Source organism: Blautia sp. MSK.20.85, assembly GCF_013317245.1.
GTDB lineage: Bacteria > Bacillota > Clostridia > Lachnospirales > Lachnospiraceae > Blautia_A.
On the sequence record NZ_JAAIUN010000010.1, the window covers coordinates 63,599 to 81,919 of the forward strand.

Consider the following 18,321-nt stretch of genomic DNA (forward strand, 5'->3'; position numbering starts at 1 on the left):
AAATTGTTCAGATTGTTTACCAGATTTCCGGATGTACCTTAGAACAGGTGAGAGCCAGGCTTCCCGGGCCGATGTGGCAGGAGACGCTTAATGACAGAGGGAAGATATTGATCTCACCGATGTCCGGGAAGGTGGCGAGAACTTCTTTTCGGAATTCCTGGGCTGCTTCCAGGTTGTGGGAGTGGATGACATCCAGGTTGATCTTTTCTCCGAAGCGGTTTGCGATATCATCTTTGATGGCTTTGGTCATAGTGTTTTTGGCCTGGTTCATGGTGCGGGCTTTGGAGAAGGCGTCCAGTTTTTCGCCCTGGATCTGAAGAACCGGTTTCAGGCGGAGCAGGGTTCCGATAGCTGCAGCAGCAGGGGTGATGCGTCCACCCTGTTTCAGGTATTTCAGGGTTGCTACAGTGATATAAATGCTGGAATCGAAGCGGGTTTCTTCCAGCCAGGTTCCGATTTCATCGGCAGAGAGGCCGTTTTTGGCCTGCTGGATGGCTTCTATGGCGGAATAGCGTAAGGTTCCGGAGATTCTCTGGTTGTTTACAACGCGTACATGGCCATCATAGTCCTCCGCCAGCATGCGGGCGGTCTGCATGGAACTGGAGAGACCGCTGGACATGGGAATATGTACGATCTCGTCATAGTCTTTGAGCAGGCTGTCCCACAGTGTAGTTACGGATTCGGGAGTGGGCTGCGAGGTGGATACGTGACATTCGGGGTGCTGCTCAAGATACTGGAAGAACTCGGCCTGGTTCATGTCGATATCTTCAAGATATTCTTTTTCATCTATAAAAAATGGCATTGGAAGCATGTAGATGCCAAGGTCTTTTGCCTGGGATGGAGATATACCGCAGTTGCTGTCTGTAACGATTGCAATAGATTTCATAGTGATGGTCCTCCTTGCTGGATTTGCATATTCGGTCGGTGTTCTTGTTTTCTGACCGGGATATCTCAAGTATATCACAGGAAACTGCCCTTGTCATTCACTGTTTAATTAGCTATAATGATAACATTCTGGGAAACGTTTGAACGCAAAGTGCTGAATATTGCGTTCATGAACATGCAGTAAAGTGGAATAGGAATATCTGCTTTACGTAATTGAGAGAAACGGAAGATCGATGTCCGTTGTGCTGAAAGAGAGGAATTTATGAATTGTCGTATTGCAGAGGGAATGGTGAATAAATACATCAATCATACGTTGCCATTGAATGATCTGGAGGATTTTCTGGAGCATATTGAGAATTGTTCTTCCTGTTACGACGAGCTTGCTACGTATTTTATTGTGCATAAAGCCATGCAGCAGCTGGATGAGAAACAGGAGGATACGGTTTTGGATTTTAAAGAACTTCTGGAAGAAGATATCCGGAAGTCAAGAAGATATATCCGCAGAAAGAAATTCCACAGAGCAGTTGTGGCGATTGCGTTTTGTGCATTGATTGCTGTACTGGTGGTTTTTCTCTTTTTTGTGATCCTGGAACTGAAGGAGGGAATTTAATTTTGAGTGAAAAAATATTACTGATCGATGGACATAGTATTTTGAACAGGGCATTTTATGGCCTGCCGGATCTTACCAATGCAGAGGGACGCCATACAGGAGCAGTATATGGATTTCTGAATATTATGTTCAGAATTATGGAAGAAGAGAAGCCGGAGTACCTTACCGTTGCCTTTGACCTGAGTGCACCTACGTTCCGGCATAAGCGTTACGAAGCTTATAAAGGAACCCGAAAACCCATGCCGGAGGAACTTCGGGAACAGGTTCCGCTGATCAAAGAGATGCTTGCTGCCATGGGGATCAACATCATGTCGTTGGAAGGATATGAGGCAGATGACCTTCTTGGCACAGTTGCAAGAAGAAGTGAAGCGAAAGGCATGGATGTCACCATTCTTTCCGGAGACCGGGATCTTCTTCAGCTTGCCACGGATAAGGTTCTGATTCGACTTCCGAAGACCGTCCGGGGCAAGACTACCATTGAGAATTATCATACTGCGGAAGTGCTCGAAAAATATCAGGTAACGCCGCCGCAGATCATAGAACTGAAAGCTCTGATGGGTGACAGTTCCGATAATATTCCGGGAATTCCAGGCGTTGGAGAAAAAACCGCAACCAAGATGATCGTGCAGTTCGGTTCCATTGAGAATGCCCATGAGCATCTGGAAGAAGTGAAGCCCAATAAGGCGAAAGAATCTCTCCGTGAACATTACGATATGGCACAGCTTTCCAAAGAACTTGCGACCATCAATACAGACAGTCCGCTGGAATTCTCCTACGAAAAGGCGAAAGTGGAGAATCCCTATACTCCGGAAGCCTATGAACTGTGCAAACGACTGGAATTTAAAAACATGCTGAACCGTTTTGATCCGGTTACGGCAGCAGATTCCTCCATGGAACTGGAATTTTTTACCTGTAATGATCTTTCAGGGGTGGAGGCCCTGTTTGAAAAAGCAGCGAGGAAAGAGCAGGTGGGTATTTCCGTTCTTGCAGACCCGGATCAGGTGTATGCCGTAGGACTGGTCCTGGATGAAAAAGAAATCTATCAGATTCCGGTGGGAGGACTTCTTACCGGGGATTACCTTTGTGGAAAGCTGAAAGCCCTGGCGGATAGTACAGTGCTCTGTGCCATGGACATCAAGGCAGTTCTCAAACATGTTCCGCTGGAAGAACCGGAAAAAGTTTTTGACACAGGGGTTGCGGCGTACCTTCTGAATCCGCTGAAATCTTCCTATACCTATGACGATATTGCCAGAGAATATCTGGATGGCATGATGCTCCCGGCAAAAGAAGATCTTCTTGGAAAAACTTCCCTGAAAAAAGCCTGGGAAGAAGAAATGGAATGCCTTGGAAATTATGCCTGTTATCAGGCTTTTGTTCCATGTATGGCCCGTGGCGTTCTTCTTGAAAAACTGGACGAAACAGGCATGCGTAAAGTTTACGATGAGATCGAGCTTCCTCTTGTCTTTACTCTGGATTCCATGGAAAAATGGGGAATTTCCGTTAAAGGTGAAGAACTTAAAAGTTATGGCGAAAAGCTGAAAGTCCGCATCCAGGAGCTGGAAAAAACCATCTGGCAGGAAGCAGGGGAGGAATTTAACATCAATTCCCCGAAACAGCTGGGTGTGATTCTTTTTGAAAAACTGGGACTTCCCGGTGGAAAGAAAACCAAGACGGGTTACTCCACCGCAGCGGATATCCTGGATAAACTGGCAGCGGATCATGCTATTGTAAAAGATATTCTGGAGTACCGTCAGCTGACCAAGCTGAAATCCACTTATGCAGATGGTCTTGGAAATGTGATCGGAAAAGACGGACGAATTCACTCCACTTTCAATCAGACAATCACGGCAACCGGACGTATCAGCAGCACGGACCCAAATCTTCAGAACATTCCGGTACGTATGGAACTGGGAAGGCTGATCCGCAAGGTTTTTGTGCCGGAGGAAGGATTTGTATTTCTGGATGCGGATTATTCTCAGATTGAACTTCGTGTACTGGCCCATATGTCCGGCGATGAAAAACTGATCCAGGCTTACCGTGAGGCAGAGGATATCCACCGCCTTACCGCATCCCAGGTGTTCCATGTACCGCTGGACGAGGTGACACCTCTTCAGAGACGAAATGCCAAGGCGGTAAACTTTGGAATTGTTTACGGCATCAGTTCCTTTGGATTGAGCCAGGATTTAAGTATTACCAGAAAAGAGGCAGCTGCCTACATCGAAAAATATTTTGAAACCTATCCGAAGATCAAGGGATTTCTGGATGGCCTGGTAAAAGAAGGCAGGGAACATGGTTATGTGACTACCATGTTTGGCAGACGAAGACCTGTGCCGGAACTGAAATCCAGCAATTTCATGCAGCGTTCTTTCGGAGAACGTGTGGCCATGAATTCCCCGATCCAGGGTACTGCGGCGGACATCATCAAGATCGCCATGAACCATGTTTATGAACGGATGAAAAAAGAAGGCCTGCACTCAAGACTGGTGCTTCAGGTACACGATGAGCTTTTGATCGAGACAAAGAAGGAAGAAATCGAGATCGTTTCCCGCATTCTGGAAGAAGAGATGAAGGGAGCCGCAGATCTTGCAGTGGAACTTGAAGTGGATATGCACCAGGGCGACAGCTGGTATGAGGCGAAATAAATGAGAGTGATCGGAGTAACCGGCGGAGTAGGCGCCGGAAAAAGTACAGTACTTGGAATCCTGGAAAAAGAGTTTCAGGCATATGTGATTCAGGCAGACCAGCTTGGCCATATTTTGATGGAACCGGGAGAAGAATGTTACGATGCGGTGATCGCATTGTTTGGAAAAGAAATCATAAAAAAAGATAAAACTATTGACCGGAGAAGGATTTCTGATGTAGTATTCACAGATAAGGATATGCTTTTGAAATTAAACGGGATCATTCATCCGGCCGTAAAACAGAGAATCCTCCGTCTTCTTGGAGAACAGAAGGAAGCGGGAAGAGGAATCTGCGTTGTGGAGGCTGCTCTTTTTCTGGAAGAAAATTATCAAGAATTCTGTGATGAAGTCTGGTATGTGTATACAGAAGAAGAGATCCGGATCCAGCGCCTGATGGAAAGCCGCGGCTATTCCAGAGAGAAATCTCTTGGCATTATCCGAAACCAGGTATCTGATCAGGTTTTCAGAGAACACACGGATTATGTGATCGAAAACAACGGAGATCTTTCAGATACCCGGAGACAGATCAGAGAAGGGATAGAGAGAAATGAGACTTTGTAGTATTGCCAGCGGAAGCAGCGGCAACTGTATTTATGTGGGTTCTGAGGAGGCGCATGTCCTGGTAGATGTGGGGATCAGCGGGAAAAATATCGAGAAAGGCCTGAATACCCTTGACCTTACCGGAAAAGATGTGGACGGAATCCTGATCACCCATGAACATTCCGACCATATCAAGGGCCTGGGAGTGATCTCCAGAAAATACGGAATTCCCATTTACGCCACAGGCGGGACTGCAGACGCCATGCTTCGGATGAAATCCCTTGGAAAAATGCCGGAGGGACTGATCCACGAGATCCGGGAAGACGAACCTTTTGAGATCAAAGACCTGACAGTAAATCCTTTTACCATTTCCCATGATGCGGCACAGCCGGTAGGTTACCGCCTGGAATGCGGAGAACATTCTGTGGGCATTGCCACAGACCTTGGAAAATATAATGATTACATTGTAAAAAATCTGGAGAATCTGGATGCGGTGCTTCTGGAAGCCAACCACGACATCCGCATGCTCCAGGTTGGAAAATACCCTTATTATCTGAAACAGAGAATCCTGGGAGACAGAGGCCATCTTTCCAACGAGAATGCAGGCCGCCTGCTTTGCCGGATTCTCCATGATAATCTGAAAGCTGTTTTTCTCGGCCATTTAAGCCGGGAAAACAACTACGAAGAACTTGCCTATGAGACTGTTTGCTCGGAGGTAACGCTTGGTGACAACCCGTATCGTTCCAGGGATTTTAAGATCCAGGTAGCGAAGAGGGATCACATATCAGAAATAATCACAGTGTAGAAAGGAAAAAACGATGAAGAAGACAATTATCACAGTAGTAGGAAATGACACAGTAGGAATTATCGCAAAGGTTTGTACATACCTTGCAGAGAATCAGGTTAACATTCTGGATATTTCTCAGACCATCGTTCAGGGGTACTTCAACATGATGATGATCGCAGACACAGCAAAATGTGAAAAAGATGGCGGCACACTTGCAAAAGAGCTGGAAAATCTTGGCAAAGAGATCGGCGTTGTGATCCACTGCCAGCATGAAGATATTTTTAACATGATGCATCGAGTATAATAAAATAACGGTATACCGTTATTTAACCTATAAACTGTGAAGCAGTTTATGGGCTATGAGCAAGTAGCGAAGCGGATTGCGAATATCCGCTTGACCATCAATCATCAGGGAGAAAATAAAATGATCAATATTTTTGAGGTAAACGAGACAAATAAAATGATCGAACAGGAGAATCTGGATGTGCGTACCATTACCATGGGTATCAGCCTTTTAGACTGTATCGATCCTGACCTGGATGCACTGAATCAGAAAATATATGAGAAGATCACCACAAAAGCCAGAAACCTGGTAGCTACCGGTGATGAGATTGCAACCGAGTACGGGATCCCGGTTGTAAATAAACGAATTTCCGTAACACCCATTGCTCTGGTTGGCGGGGCTGCATGTAAGAAACCGGAGGATTTTGTGACCATCGCAAGAACACTGGATAAATGTGCCAAGGAAGTTGGAGTGAACTTTATCGGCGGATATTCCGCACTGGTAAGCAAGGGAATGACTCCGGCAGAGGAACTTCTCATCCGCTCCATCCCGCAGGCAATGGCAGAGACAGAGCGTGTCTGCAGTTCTGTAAACGTTGGTTCCACCAAGACCGGTATTAACATGGATGCCGTAAAACTGATGGGCGAGATCGTCCTTGCAACCGCAGAGGCAACCAAAGAGCAGGATTCCCTTGGCTGTGCCAAACTTGTAGTGTTCTGCAACGCACCGGATGACAACCCGTTTATGGCAGGCGCTTTCCACGGTGTTACAGAGGCAGACTGCATCATCAATGTAGGTGTCAGCGGCCCTGGCGTTGTAAAAAAAGCCCTGGAGCAGGTTCGTGGAGAGGATTTCGGAACACTTTGCGAGATGATCAAACGTACCGCATTTAAGGTAACACGAGTTGGACAGCTGGTTGCACGTGAGGCATCCAGACGTCTGGATGTGCCGTTTGGTATTGTGGATCTTTCTCTTGCACCGACACCGGCCATCGGTGATTCCGTAGCGGAGATCCTGGAGGAGATCGGTCTTGAGAGAGCCGGCGCACCGGGAACAACTGCAGCACTTGCCCTTCTTAATGACCAGGTGAAAAAAGGCGGTGTTATGGCAGCAGCAGCTGTAGGAGGCTTAAGCGGTGCCTTTATTCCGGTCAGTGAGGATCAGGGAATGATCGATGCGGTAAACGAAGGAGCTCTTACTCTTGAAAAACTGGAAGCCATGACCTGCGTATGCTCGGTCGGCCTGGATATGATCGCAGTTCCGGGAGATACCAAAGCTACCACACTGGCAGGTATCATTGCAGATGAGTCTGCCATCGGTATGGTAAACCAGAAGACAACTGCAGTACGTCTGATCCCGGTAATTGGCAAAGGCGTAGGCGAAACTGTTGAGTTTGGCGGACTTCTTGGCTATGCACCGATCATGCCGGTAAATTCCTTCTCCTGCGATGCGTTTGTACAGAGAGGTGGAAGAATCCCGGCACCGATCCACAGCTTTAAGAACTAAGGTACTGTTTACTTTATGACCGGCAACACGTTTCGCGATGCACAGAATTTCTGAAATTAATTTCATTTCGGGGTTGACAGACTCACGTTGATGTGCTAAAGTAAACACAACTTAAAAAACAAACCAGTGAGAAAGAGAAGTAAACATTTCAGGAAGCTTCGCAGAGAGCGGTGATGGTGGGAATCCGCAGGGAACCAGATGTTGAATGGACTTTCGAGGGCGGCCCGAACTATTTATCTGTACAGTAGGCGCCGACGGGAACCGAACCCGTTATCAATGAGGAGTGTATGTTAGTACACCGGAAAGTGGACGATTCGTCAATTTGAGTGGTACCGCGATAATAAAGAACTTTTATTACCGTCTCAAGCATAATATAAGCTTGAGACGGTTTTTGTGTTACAGGAAAAAGAAATTCTGTTGCATAAAAGTTGTTCCGGAAAAGCAGACCGCAGGGTGTACAAAAAGTAATCATAAGCGGAAATAAGAAGGGAGAACAAAATTATGAAAAAAAGAATGTTAGTAATCGCAGCAGCAGTAGCAGCAACAAGTATGATGATGGCCAGTCCGGTTATGGCAGAGGATTTTAAAGTCGGTATCTGCAATTATGTAGATGATGCTTCCCTGAATCAGATCGTAGACAATATCCAGTCCCGTCTGGAAGAGATCGGCAAAGAAAAAGGTATCACATTTGATGTATCCTATGATAACTGCAATGCAGATGCCAGTGTTATGGAACAGATCATTTCCGATTTCCAGGCAGATAACGTTGACCTGATGGTAGGTGTGGCTACACCGGTGGCAATGCGTATGCAGTCTGCTACAGAGGGAAGTGATACACCGGTTGTTTTCTCCGCAGTATCCGATCCGGTTGGCTCCGGCCTTGTAGATTCTCTGGATGCTCCTGGAGCAAATATTACAGGAACCAGTGATTATCTGGATACTTCTTCTATCATGAAACTGATCCAGGCACAGAATCCGGATGTAAAGAAAATCGGTCTTCTTTATGATGTAGGACAGGACTCCTCCACAACAGCGATCCAGGAAGCAAAAGATTACCTGGATGAGCAGGGAATCGAATATGTAGAACGTACCGGAACGACTACCGATGAAGTCCAGCTTGCGGCAGATGCACTGATCGCAGATGGTGTGGATGCCGTATTTACACCTACAGACAATACCATCATGACAGCAGAGCTTTCTATTTATGAGAAATTTATTGACGCAGGAATCCCTCACTACACAGGTGCTGACTCCTTTGCATTAAATGGTGCTTTTGTAGGATATGGTGTTGATTATGCAAATCTTGGACAGAAAACAGCCGATATGATCGCAGATATCCTGGTAGATAACGCAGATCCGGCCAAAACCGCTGTGGAAACATTTGATAATGGTACTGCAACAGTTAATACAGAAACCTGCAAAGAACTTGGTCTTGATTTTGATACCGTAAAGAAAGCATTTGAGCCGCTCTGCACACAGGTAAATGAGATCACAACCGCAGAGAGCTTCGATGAAGTAGACGCAAAATAAATAACCGTTCACCTTGTAGAACAGTTATGAAATAAATCCAATTGGAGGAAATCACTGTGACGATTGCAACTATGTTCTCCCTCGGGGAGACTGCTCTGAAGCTTGGACTGATCTGTTCCCTGACAGTTCTTGCTCTGTTTCTTAGTTATTCTATGCTGAATGTCTGCGACCTTTCTACAGATGGCTGCTTTACTTTTGGAGCCGCTGTAGGAGCCGTAGTAGCTGTAAGCGGACATCCGTTTCTGTCCATAGTGGCAGCTATGGCAGCAGGTGTTACGTCGGGATTTGTAACTGCCATCTTGCAGACAAAGCTGGGAGTAGACAGCCTGCTTGCAGGTATCATTGTAAATACGGCCTTATATTCCGTAAATATTGCGGTCATGGGAGGCTCTTCTCTCATTAATATGAACCGGACAACCACGGTATTTACCATGATGAAGGATGCACTTGCAGGTACACCTTTAAAAGGCAGAGAAGATATTATCATTGCAGCCATCGCAGTGATACTTGTGATCGTATTTCTGGTATTTTTCCTGAGAACAAGACTTGGTCTTGCAATCCGGGCAACCGGAAATAATTCCGATATGGTAAAATCTTCCTCCATCAATCCGGTCTTTACAACTGTGATCGGCCTTTGTGTGGCAAATGCATTTACCGCACTTTCCGGATGCCTTCTGTCCCAGTCACAGAAATCCGTAGATATCAACATCGGACAGGGTATGGTCACCATCGCACTGGCATCTCTGCTGATCGGAGGTACTCTTCTTGGTCATGGAGGAATTTTTGTAAGGGCGGTAGGAATGGTGCTTGGTTCCTTTATCTTCCGCCTTGTGTACACCATTGCACTTCGTTTCAATATGCCGGCGTTTATGCTGAAACTGGTATCTTCTGTGATCGTTGTTCTTGCAATTTCCGGTCCATATCTTAAGAAACAGTGGCCGCAGATCCGAAGAAGAATGACTCATACAAAAGGAGGCAGATGATCCATGTTAAAAATCAGCCATATTTCAAAAACATTTAATCCGGGAACTGTAAACGAAAAAAAGGCAATCGAAGATCTTTCCCTGGAACTGAAAAAAGGCGACTTTGCTACGATCATCGGTTCCAATGGTGCGGGAAAATCAACACTTTTCAACGCAATCTGCGGTGATTTCCTTACAGATGCAGGCTCTATCGAGCTGGACGGCAGGGATATCACATTTATGCCGCAGCACGCACGTGCAAAAGAAATCGGCCGTCTTTATCAGGACCCGATGCGCGGAACTGCTCCGGGTATGACGATCGAAGAGAATCTTGCGCTTGCAGCCGGGAAGGGCGGATGGCTTTCCCACACAACCCGGCAGGAAAAAGAACGTTTTCGTGAGGAACTGAAGAAACTGGACATCGGCCTGGAAGAGCGGATGAGTCATCCGGTAGGACTTCTTTCCGGTGGGCAGAGACAGGCCTTGACACTTCTGATGGCGACCATGAACCCGCCGAAACTGCTTCTTCTGGATGAGCATACTGCAGCACTTGACCCGGGAACTGCAGAGAAAGTCCTGAATCTCACAAAACGGATCGTGGAAGAACATCAGCTGACCTGTCTGATGATCACACACAATATGCAGTCAGCAATTGATCTTGGAAACCGTATTTTGATGATGGATTCCGGTAATATCGTACTGGATATCGGAGGAGAAGAGAAAAAGAACATGACTGTGGACGGTCTTCTTGAGAAGTTTAAGACAGGAGCCGGCAAGGCCTTGGATAATGACCGTATTCTTTTGTCGGAATAATGAATGATAAGTAGAAGAGCCATCACTATCTGAAACAGGTGGTGGTTCTTTTTTTGTGGAAAATTCTTGAGTATATCACGTTACCGTGGTAAAATAAATGAAATCGCTTTGTGATTTTATTTATGAGCAAGTAGCGAAGCGGATTGCGAATATCCGATTAACTTTATTATGGAAGAGGGACGAATGATATGCAGTTTTCAAAAAGACTGGACCGATTTGGGGATGAAATTTTTGCTGCTCTGAACAACCGGCGCATGGAGCTGGAAGCCCAGGGCATGAAGATCTATAACATGAGTGTGGGAACCCCGGATTTTAAAACTCCGGAATACATCAAAAAAGCCGTAGCGGAAGCGGCCATGGATGACAACAACTGGAAGTACAGCCTCCGGGATCTGCCGGAGCTTCTGGAAGCAGTCTGTACTTATTATAAAAAACGTTTTGACGTGGAACTGACACCGGATATGGTAATGACCGTTTATGGAAGCCAGGAAGGAATGGGACATCTCGGCATGGCCCTCTGTGACGAAGGAGATACCGTCCTTCTTCCGGACCCGTGCTATCCGGTATTTGCAGCAGGAAGCCTGATGGCCGGAGCGGTTCCTTACTACTATCCACTGGTTGCGGAACATGACTTTCTCCCCTATGTAAAGGGAATCCCGGAAGAAGTGGCAAAAAAGGCCAAATACATGGTGGTATCCCTTCCGTCCAATCCGGTAGGAAGTATAGCCACACCAGGACTTTACGAAGAAATCGTGGAATTTGCGAAAAAATATGATATTCTCATTATTCATGATAATGCATACAGCGATATTATCTTTGACGGAGCATTTGGAGGAAGCTTCCTTGCAACACCAGGGGCAAAAGAGATCGGAGTGGAGTTCTTCAGCCTTTCCAAATCCTTCAATGTTACCGGTGCAAGGCTCAGCTTTCTGGTAGGTCGGCCGGACGTGATCGCAGCACTTCGCAAGCTGAGAAGCCAGATTGATTTCGGCATGTTCCTGCCACTTCAGAAAGCCGCTGTTGCAGCACTTGAGGGACCGCTGGACAGCGTAAAAGAACAGTGTCAGATGTACGAGGAGAGAAGAGATGCCCTCTGCCAGGGACTTCGCGACATTGGCTGGGAACTTCCAAATGGAAAAGGTACCATGTTCGTCTGGGCAAAGATCCCGGGTGGCCGCACGGACAGCATGGCATTTTGTATGGAACTGATGGAAAAAGCCGGCGTCATCGTAACACCGGGAGCAAGCTTCGGTCCTCACGGAGAAGGCTACGTACGTTTCGCTCTGGTACTTCCGCCGGAGAAGATCCGGGAAGCAGTGGAAGCGATTGGGAACAGCGGAATTACCGTTACAAAATGATCCGCGGTGACTTCTGAAATTCATGGATAAACGGCTGGCCTGTTTTCCGGCAGAGAAGCATCTCATAAAGACCGGAAGCTTTGCAGGTTTTTTGGAAAATATCCAATCCGTCTTTATCAAGAACAGAAGAAGCATCGGCAGATTTGGTCAGGAGAGGAATGGAAGCATTTCGTTTGATCTGGCCAAGGAGTGGCGTACTGTTTTTGCAAAAACCAAGTACCTGGGCATAGGGGATATGTCCGGGTGCTTTTTCTTTCAGATCAAGAAAGATCCGGACAAGACCACGGCAGATGGCGGAGCGGGTGATATCTCTGGTTTTCAGAAGATCCGCAAACTGGGAAAAACTTTCATACTGGTTCCGGTATTTTAAGATCCGGCGGATCAATGCATCGGAAAGATCCGGATACTGACGCAGCGTTTCTTCCGTTTCCAGAAGAAGCTTATAGTGCAGAGGAAGATCCAGAGTTGTTTCCGAAAGCCAGCAGCCCTTTTTAAGCGCAGAGGAAAAAACCGGAAATGCCGCAGCCGGAATAAAACGGGAAAAATCCATGGCGTCCTTTTTGGCGGAAAGAAGTTCCCGGATACCGGAAGCAGACGGGAAAAAATCTCCGGAAACATCCGAGAGATCCGCATCGTGATACCCACTTCCTTTTCGGAGAAGCGCATGGGGACGGATGGAGCTGTTCTGGCGCAGCAGGGCTTTGCAGTATTCAATACCAAGAATATTGTTGGGCGAAGAAAGGATAGAATCCATCTGCTCCGGAAAAATAAAATGTCCGTCACCGGAAGACACATCAGAGATGGCAGATTTTGCAACATAACTTGTCAGCGCACGGCTTCTTGCCAGAGGAAAACTCATTCCGTCACGCAGGTTTTTCTGAAGAAAATCTCTGTATACAGGCGGTTCCGCAACAAGAATACGAGCTGTTTCCATAAGGATCTCCGTATCGCCGCATTCGCTTCCAAAACAAAGTTCATCTACGCACCCAAGTCCATCCAGAAGACTTACGCCGCCTGCGGCAAAGCCCTCCGCACTGGCAGTGGAAACCTGGATGGGAAGCTCCAGGACAAGATCGGCACCGCCAAGAAGAGCCATCTCCGCCCGGAGATATTTTTCCATAAGCGCAGGTGCGCCTCTCTGCACAAAATCTCCGCTCATGGCGACGATCACATAATCAGCACCAAGAGTTTCTCTGACATAACGGATCTGATATTCATGCCCCCTGTGAAAAGGATTGTATTCTGCAATAATTCCAACAACTTTCATATAAAAAACCTGCCATTTCTGAAAAGTTAAATTTTACTCAGAGCCTTACCACGAGACAGACTGCATATACCTGCCTGGCACTGCGTTTTTCCGTAATGAAGCTATTCTAACATAAGCACTGCAAAAAGTTAAGTCATACATAATCCACTTCGCAGTCAGCCCGTAAATTGCACCTCAAAAAATACGCCGCACATCCATTTTCTGACAATGAAAAGCTTGAAATACAAAGTGTAAGGAGGTATAATAAACACAGTGTAGTGCCCGAACAGACACTAGCGTTTTTGTTACATCAAGAAAGGAGCCATTTAATCATGGGATTTGTTGAACTGCTTAAAAAAAGAGCAAAAGAAAGCGTAAAAACAATTGTACTGCCAGAGACAGAGGATATGAGAACTCTTGAGGCAACTGACAAGATTCTGAAAGAGGGAGTTGCCAAGATCATCCTTATCGGTAACGAGGAAGAGATCAATAAGAAAGCAGCAGAAGGCGGCTTTGATATTTCCGGCGCACAGATCGTAGATCCGGAGACATCTGACAGAACTCAGGCATACATTGATAAATTCGTAGAGCTGAGAGCCAAGAAAGGAATGACACCTGAGAAAGCAAAAGAGATCCTTCATACTCAGTACCCATACTATGGCGTAATGATGGTTAAAATGGGTGATGCAGACGGTATGGTATCCGGTGCATGCCACTCTACAGCAGATACACTTCGTCCATGCCTTCAGATCCTGAAGACAAAACCGGGAACCAAGCTTGTATCCGCATTCTTCCTGATCGTAGTTCCGGATTGCGAGTATGGTGCAAACGGTGCATTCGTATTTGCGGATTCCGGTCTGAACCAGAACCCGACTCCGGATGAACTTTCCGCAATCGCAGCATCTTCCGCTGAGTCCTTCAAGCTTCTTGTTCAGGAGGAGCCGATGGTAGCTATGCTTTCCCACTCCACCAAGGGAAGTGCAAAACATCCTGACGTAGATAAGATGGTAGAGGCTACCAGAATCGCCAAAGAGGAGCATCCGGAGCTTAAACTTGACGGAGAGTTCCAGCTTGACGCTGCTATCGTTCCAAGCGTAGGCGCATCCAAAGCACCTGGAAGCGAAGTAGCAGGTAAAGCAAATGTCCTTATCTTCCCAGACCTTGATGCAGGTAACATCGGATACAAGCTTGCTCAGCGTCTTGGTAAAGCAGAAGCATACGGACCTGTTACACAGGGTATCGCGAAACCTGTAAACGACCTGTCCCGTGGATGCTCTGCAGATGATATCGTAGGTGTTGTAGCGATCACAGCAGTACAGTGCCAGGCAGAGGATAAATAATCCGGTTATCATCCTTACATATCATGTTAGGGGCAAAACACCTTTTGCCCCTAACCTTATATTATAAAAAATCAGGAGAGTAAATATCATGAACGTATTGGTTATCAACTGTGGAAGTTCTTCATTAAAATATCAGTTAATCAACTCCGATACAGAGGCAGTCCTTGCAAAAGGTCTCTGCGAGAGAATCGGTATCGACGGAAGACTGGTATACCAGAAAGCCGGCTGTGACAAGGAGATCACAGAGGCAGCTATGCCAACACATAAAGAGGCAATCCAGATGGTACTGGATGCACTTACCAATGACAAGACAGGCGCAATCGGAAGCCTGAAAGAAGTTAACGCGATCGGACACCGTGTCGTACACGGCGGTGAGAAATTCGCTTCCTCCGCAGTGATCACAGATGAGATGATCAAAGCCGTAGAAGAGTGCAACGATCTTGCACCGCTTCACAACCCGGCAAACCTGATCGGTATCCGCGTATGTGCAGACCTTATGCCAGGTGTACCACAGGTAGCAGTATTTGATACCGCTTTCCATCAGACAATGCCGGCTAAGGCTTATCTCTACGGACTTCCGCTTGACTTCTACAAGAAATATAAAGTAAGAAGATACGGTTTCCACGGAACATCCCACAGCTTTGTATCCAAGAGAGCTGTTGAGTTCCTTGGCCTTGACAAAGATAACTCCAAAGTTATCGTTTGCCACCTTGGAAACGGATCCTCTATCAGCGCTGTTGTAAACGGTAAATGTGTAGATACCACAATGGGTCTTACACCACTGGAAGGTGTTGTTATGGGAACACGTTCCGGTAACATCGATCCGGCTATCATGGAGTTCATCGCCAAGAAAGAGAACCTTGATATCGAGGGCGTTATGAACGTACTCAACAAGAAATCCGGTCTTCTCGGACTTTCCGGCGGACTTTCCAGTGACTTCCGTGACCTTAACGAGGCAGCTGAGGGCGGAAACGAAGATGCAGCAAACGCAATCGACGTTCTCTGCTATGGCATCGCTAAATTCGTAGGCGGATATGTTGCAGCAATGAACGGTGTTGACGCAATCGTCTTCACAGCAGGTATCGGTGAGAACGCAATCCCGGTACGTGAGAAAGTTGTAAGCTATCTTGGATACCTTGGTGTAACACTTGACAAAGATGCAAACGGACATCGTGGCGAGGAGATCGTAATCTCCACACCAGATTCCAAAGTGAAAGTTGCAGTTATCCCGACAAATGAGGAGCTTGCAATCTGCCGTGAGACTGTAGCGTTGGTATAATCAGCCGTTTCAGCACTGGCACAGATGGTATAGAACCGTTCGGGCATAGCCGGAGATCAGGCAGAATATTACTGCGAACCAGCAGTATACATTCGGGGGCGGACAGTTAAAAGTCCACCCCCGAAATTTACCCCGAATTTCCGATTAAGCCAACAGTAACAAAAAATTAAAAAAATGTAATATTTTCCCGAAAATAGCGTTGACAAATCACAAGACCATATGTATAATGGATTGAGTGTGGATAGGAGAGACTTATGCAGATTCATTTATTAGACATTTCTTCCTGTGATGGCAAGACGATCCAGGAATCAGTTGTTCCTGAACTGGAGAAGATTGATTTTCAGATGGGAAGTTTCCCGGTACTTGCGAAAGAACCGGTAGAGCTTACGATCACCAATACCGGTGACAAGGTTCTTGAACTTACAGGAACCGGTAAGATTACAGTTGGAATCCCTTGTGACCGCTGTCTTGAGACAGTAGCCGTAGAGATATCACTGGAATTTAAGAAGAAGCTTGATATGAAGCTTTCTGATGAAGAACGTGTCAATGATCTGGATGAAAGCAGCTATCTCACAGGTATGAACCTGGATGTGGACCGGTTGGTCTATCTTGAGGTATTGATATGCTGGCCTTTGAAGGTCTTATGTAAAGAAGACTGTAAAGGTATCTGCAGCCGCTGCGGGAAGAACCTGAACGAAGGTCCCTGCGGATGCAAGGAGGAGCCTAAGGATCCCCGCATGGCAGCTATCAGTGATATATTCAGTAAATTTAAGGAGGTGTAACCTATGTCCATTTGTCCTAAGAACAAATCTTCCAAAGCTAGACGTGACAAGAGAAGAGCGAACTGGAAAATGAGCGCTATGAACCTTGTTAAATGTAGCAAATGTGGAGCACTTATGATGCCACACAGAGTTTGCAAAGCTTGCGGAAGCTACAATAAGAAGGAAATCATCAAAGTTGAGGACTAATTTTGATTGGTCAGTCAATATATGATGCAGAAAAGAGTCTGGTATGCTGAGATAAGTATACCGGCTTTTTTTATACTCTGAGGGGAAATAAAAATATGAAAGAGAACAAAAATCAGAAAAATACCGCCGTAAACCAGATCACAGAGGGCGTGATCTGGAAACAGCTTCTGTTTTTCTTTTTTCCGATCTTGTTTGGAACTCTGTTCCAGCAGATTTATAATACCGCCGATACGGTTGTGGTAGGCCGTTTTGTGGGAAAAGAAGCGCTGGCTGCAGTCGGTGGTTCGTCCAGCATGATCGTGAATCTGATTGTAGGATTTTTTGTGGGCCTATGTTCTGGTGCGGCTGTGGTGATTTCACAGTTCTACGGCGCAAAAGACCACAAAAATCTCAAAAAAGCGCTTCACACATCCATGATTTTTTGTCTGGCAGCCAGCATAATTGTGGGAACAGCAGGATTTATCCTGGCAGAGCCGATCCTTCACCTGATGAAAACACCGGCAGAAGTAATTCCGGATTCTGTACTGTACCTGCATATCTATTTTGCGGGAACTTTTTTCAATCTGGTTTACAACATGGTATCCAGTATCTTAAGAGCAGTAGGAGACTCCAAAAGACCCCTTTATGTGCTGATCATCACCTGCCTTTTGAATATTCTTCTGGATGTTGTGTTTGTTGTAATCTTCCATATGGGAGTTCTTGGCGTTGCACTTGCAACAGTCAGCTGTCAGGCAGTCAGTGCCATTCTTGTAACCTGGTTTTTGATGCGGGCAGAAGATATTTACCGTCTGGAATTCCATGAGATCCGTTTTGATCTCCGGTCTCTTGGAGCAGTTTTAAGGATTGGACTTCCAGCAGGACTGGAATCTGTGATGTACAACATTGCCAATCTTACTATTCAGATTTTTGTCAATGAGCTGGGAACGGATACCGTGGCAGCCTGGGGAACCCTGGGAAAAATTGACGCGGTATTCTGGATGGTCTGCAATGCCTTTGCTATCTCAATTACCACCTTTGTGGGACAGAACTACGGTGCCGGAAAATACCACCGCATGCGAAAAAGCGTCCGTGTCTGTATGGCAATGGCATATATTACCGCATTTATTGTAAGTGGTGCAATTGTTCTGTTTGCGGGATCAATTTACCGCCTATTTACCACAGATCAGACAGTGGTGAAAATTGGAGTCCATATGATCCGGTTCCTGATCCCATCGTATGCGCTTTATGTTGTGATCGGAATTCTGTCCGGCGCCCTGCGTGGTGCCGGAAGAGTTCTGATCCCCATGATTCTGACATGCGGAGGCGTCTGCATGATCCGGATTATCTGGCTGTTTGCCTTTGTAAAATCCCATCCCGGAATTAACAGCATTATGCTCAGCTATCCGGTGTCCTGGGTAATTACTGCGGTGCTGTTTGTCATTTACTATTTCCGGCGTTTTCCCGGTATACAAAAAAAGAAATAACCATATAAAAAGGGTGCTGATTCTGCGTGATAGCAGTGATTGGCACCTTTGTTTTTCTCGGAAAATGTCG

General features: G+C 46.3%; 17 protein-coding genes and 1 other annotated feature. Of the genes, 15 read left to right on the plus strand and 2 right to left on the minus strand.

The genetic code is table 11. The features are described 5' to 3' along the window. Window positions 1-16 precede the first annotated feature (16 nt). Window positions 17-886 (minus strand): DegV family protein, encoded by an 870-nt coding sequence (locus G5B12_RS07825; RefSeq protein ID WP_021977688.1) that lies wholly within the window; start codon window positions 884-886, stop codon window positions 17-19. A gap of 261 nt (window positions 887-1,147) precedes the next feature. Between G5B12_RS07825 and G5B12_RS07830 the strand changes: the two genes are divergently transcribed. The 10 genes from G5B12_RS07830 (at window position 1,148) to G5B12_RS07875 (ending at window position 11,955) form a co-directional block, all read left to right on the plus strand. Then, the gene (locus G5B12_RS07830) at window positions 1,148-1,495 is read left to right on the plus strand and encodes an anti-sigma factor family protein (protein ID WP_021977687.1); all 348 of its coding nucleotides are present in this window, start codon (window positions 1,148-1,150) and stop codon (window positions 1,493-1,495) included. Window positions 1,496-1,497: 2 nt separating this feature from the next. After that, entirely contained in the window at window positions 1,498-4,137 is a 2,640-nt protein-coding gene (gene polA, locus G5B12_RS07835; RefSeq protein ID WP_021977686.1) for a DNA polymerase I, read from the plus strand. Next, complete coding sequence (gene coaE, locus G5B12_RS07840; RefSeq protein ID WP_174088017.1) at window positions 4,138-4,737, plus strand: dephospho-CoA kinase; 600 nt, start codon at window positions 4,138-4,140, stop codon at window positions 4,735-4,737. Next, a complete protein-coding gene (locus G5B12_RS07845) occupies window positions 4,724-5,521 on the plus strand; it encodes an MBL fold metallo-hydrolase (RefSeq protein ID WP_021977684.1) in 798 nt (265 codons plus the stop codon). Before coaE ends, G5B12_RS07845 begins: the two co-directional genes overlap by 14 nt. Window positions 5,522-5,534: 13 nt before the next feature. Then, window positions 5,535-5,807 carry an ACT domain-containing protein gene (locus tag G5B12_RS07850; RefSeq protein WP_021977683.1) on the plus strand — a complete coding sequence of 91 codons (273 nt, stop codon included), beginning with the start codon at window positions 5,535-5,537 and terminating at the stop codon, window positions 5,805-5,807. Between the two features lie 120 nt (window positions 5,808-5,927). Further along, window positions 5,928-7,292, plus strand: a complete 1,365-nt coding sequence (locus G5B12_RS07855) for a PFL family protein (protein WP_118062476.1) — start codon at window positions 5,928-5,930, stop codon at window positions 7,290-7,292. 117 nt (window positions 7,293-7,409) lie between these two features. Beyond that, window positions 7,410-7,660 (plus strand) — a binding site (T-box leader). Window positions 7,661-7,793: 133 nt separating this feature from the next. Then, window positions 7,794-8,822 carry an ABC transporter substrate-binding protein gene (locus G5B12_RS07860; protein WP_021977681.1) on the plus strand — a complete coding sequence of 343 codons (1,029 nt, stop codon included), beginning with the start codon at window positions 7,794-7,796 and terminating at the stop codon, window positions 8,820-8,822. Window positions 8,823-8,893: 71 nt separating this feature from the next. After that, window positions 8,894-9,805, plus strand: coding sequence for an ABC transporter permease (locus G5B12_RS07865; protein WP_118062515.1), 912 nt, complete (start codon window positions 8,894-8,896; stop codon window positions 9,803-9,805). A 3-nt stretch (window positions 9,806-9,808) separates the two neighbouring features. Continuing rightward, window positions 9,809-10,597, plus strand: a complete 789-nt coding sequence (locus tag G5B12_RS07870) for an ABC transporter ATP-binding protein (RefSeq protein ID WP_021977679.1) — start codon at window positions 9,809-9,811, stop codon at window positions 10,595-10,597. Between the two features lie 188 nt (window positions 10,598-10,785). Next, window positions 10,786-11,955, plus strand: coding sequence for a pyridoxal phosphate-dependent aminotransferase (locus G5B12_RS07875; RefSeq protein WP_021977678.1), 1,170 nt, complete (start codon window positions 10,786-10,788; stop codon window positions 11,953-11,955). Here G5B12_RS07875 and G5B12_RS07880 read toward each other — a convergent pair. Continuing rightward, complete coding sequence (locus tag G5B12_RS07880; protein WP_118071645.1) at window positions 11,945-13,222, minus strand: tRNA(Met) cytidine acetate ligase; 1,278 nt, start codon at window positions 13,220-13,222, stop codon at window positions 11,945-11,947. The two genes, G5B12_RS07875 and G5B12_RS07880, sit on opposite strands and share 11 nt — an antisense overlap. Window positions 13,223-13,533: 311 nt before the next feature. On the opposite strand from G5B12_RS07880, the gene pta reads away from it, so the two are divergent. The 5 genes from pta (at window position 13,534) to G5B12_RS07905 (ending at window position 18,251) form a co-directional block, all read left to right on the plus strand. After that, on the plus strand, window positions 13,534-14,541 hold the full coding sequence (gene pta, locus G5B12_RS07885; protein WP_021977676.1) for a phosphate acetyltransferase: 1,008 nt from the start codon (window positions 13,534-13,536) through the stop codon (window positions 14,539-14,541). Between the two features lie 88 nt (window positions 14,542-14,629). Beyond that, window positions 14,630-15,820, plus strand: coding sequence for an acetate/propionate family kinase (locus G5B12_RS07890; protein WP_021977675.1), 1,191 nt, complete (start codon window positions 14,630-14,632; stop codon window positions 15,818-15,820). A gap of 254 nt (window positions 15,821-16,074) precedes the next feature. Further along, window positions 16,075-16,602, plus strand: coding sequence for a YceD family protein (locus tag G5B12_RS07895; RefSeq protein WP_118062474.1), 528 nt, complete (start codon window positions 16,075-16,077; stop codon window positions 16,600-16,602). Window positions 16,603-16,605: 3 nt separating this feature from the next. Continuing rightward, window positions 16,606-16,788 carry a 50S ribosomal protein L32 gene (rpmF, locus tag G5B12_RS07900; protein ID WP_015525241.1) on the plus strand — a complete coding sequence of 61 codons (183 nt, stop codon included), beginning with the start codon at window positions 16,606-16,608 and terminating at the stop codon, window positions 16,786-16,788. 95 nt (window positions 16,789-16,883) lie between these two features. Beyond that, complete coding sequence (locus tag G5B12_RS07905) at window positions 16,884-18,251, plus strand: MATE family efflux transporter (protein WP_021977673.1); 1,368 nt, start codon at window positions 16,884-16,886, stop codon at window positions 18,249-18,251. Window positions 18,252-18,321 lie beyond the last annotated feature (70 nt).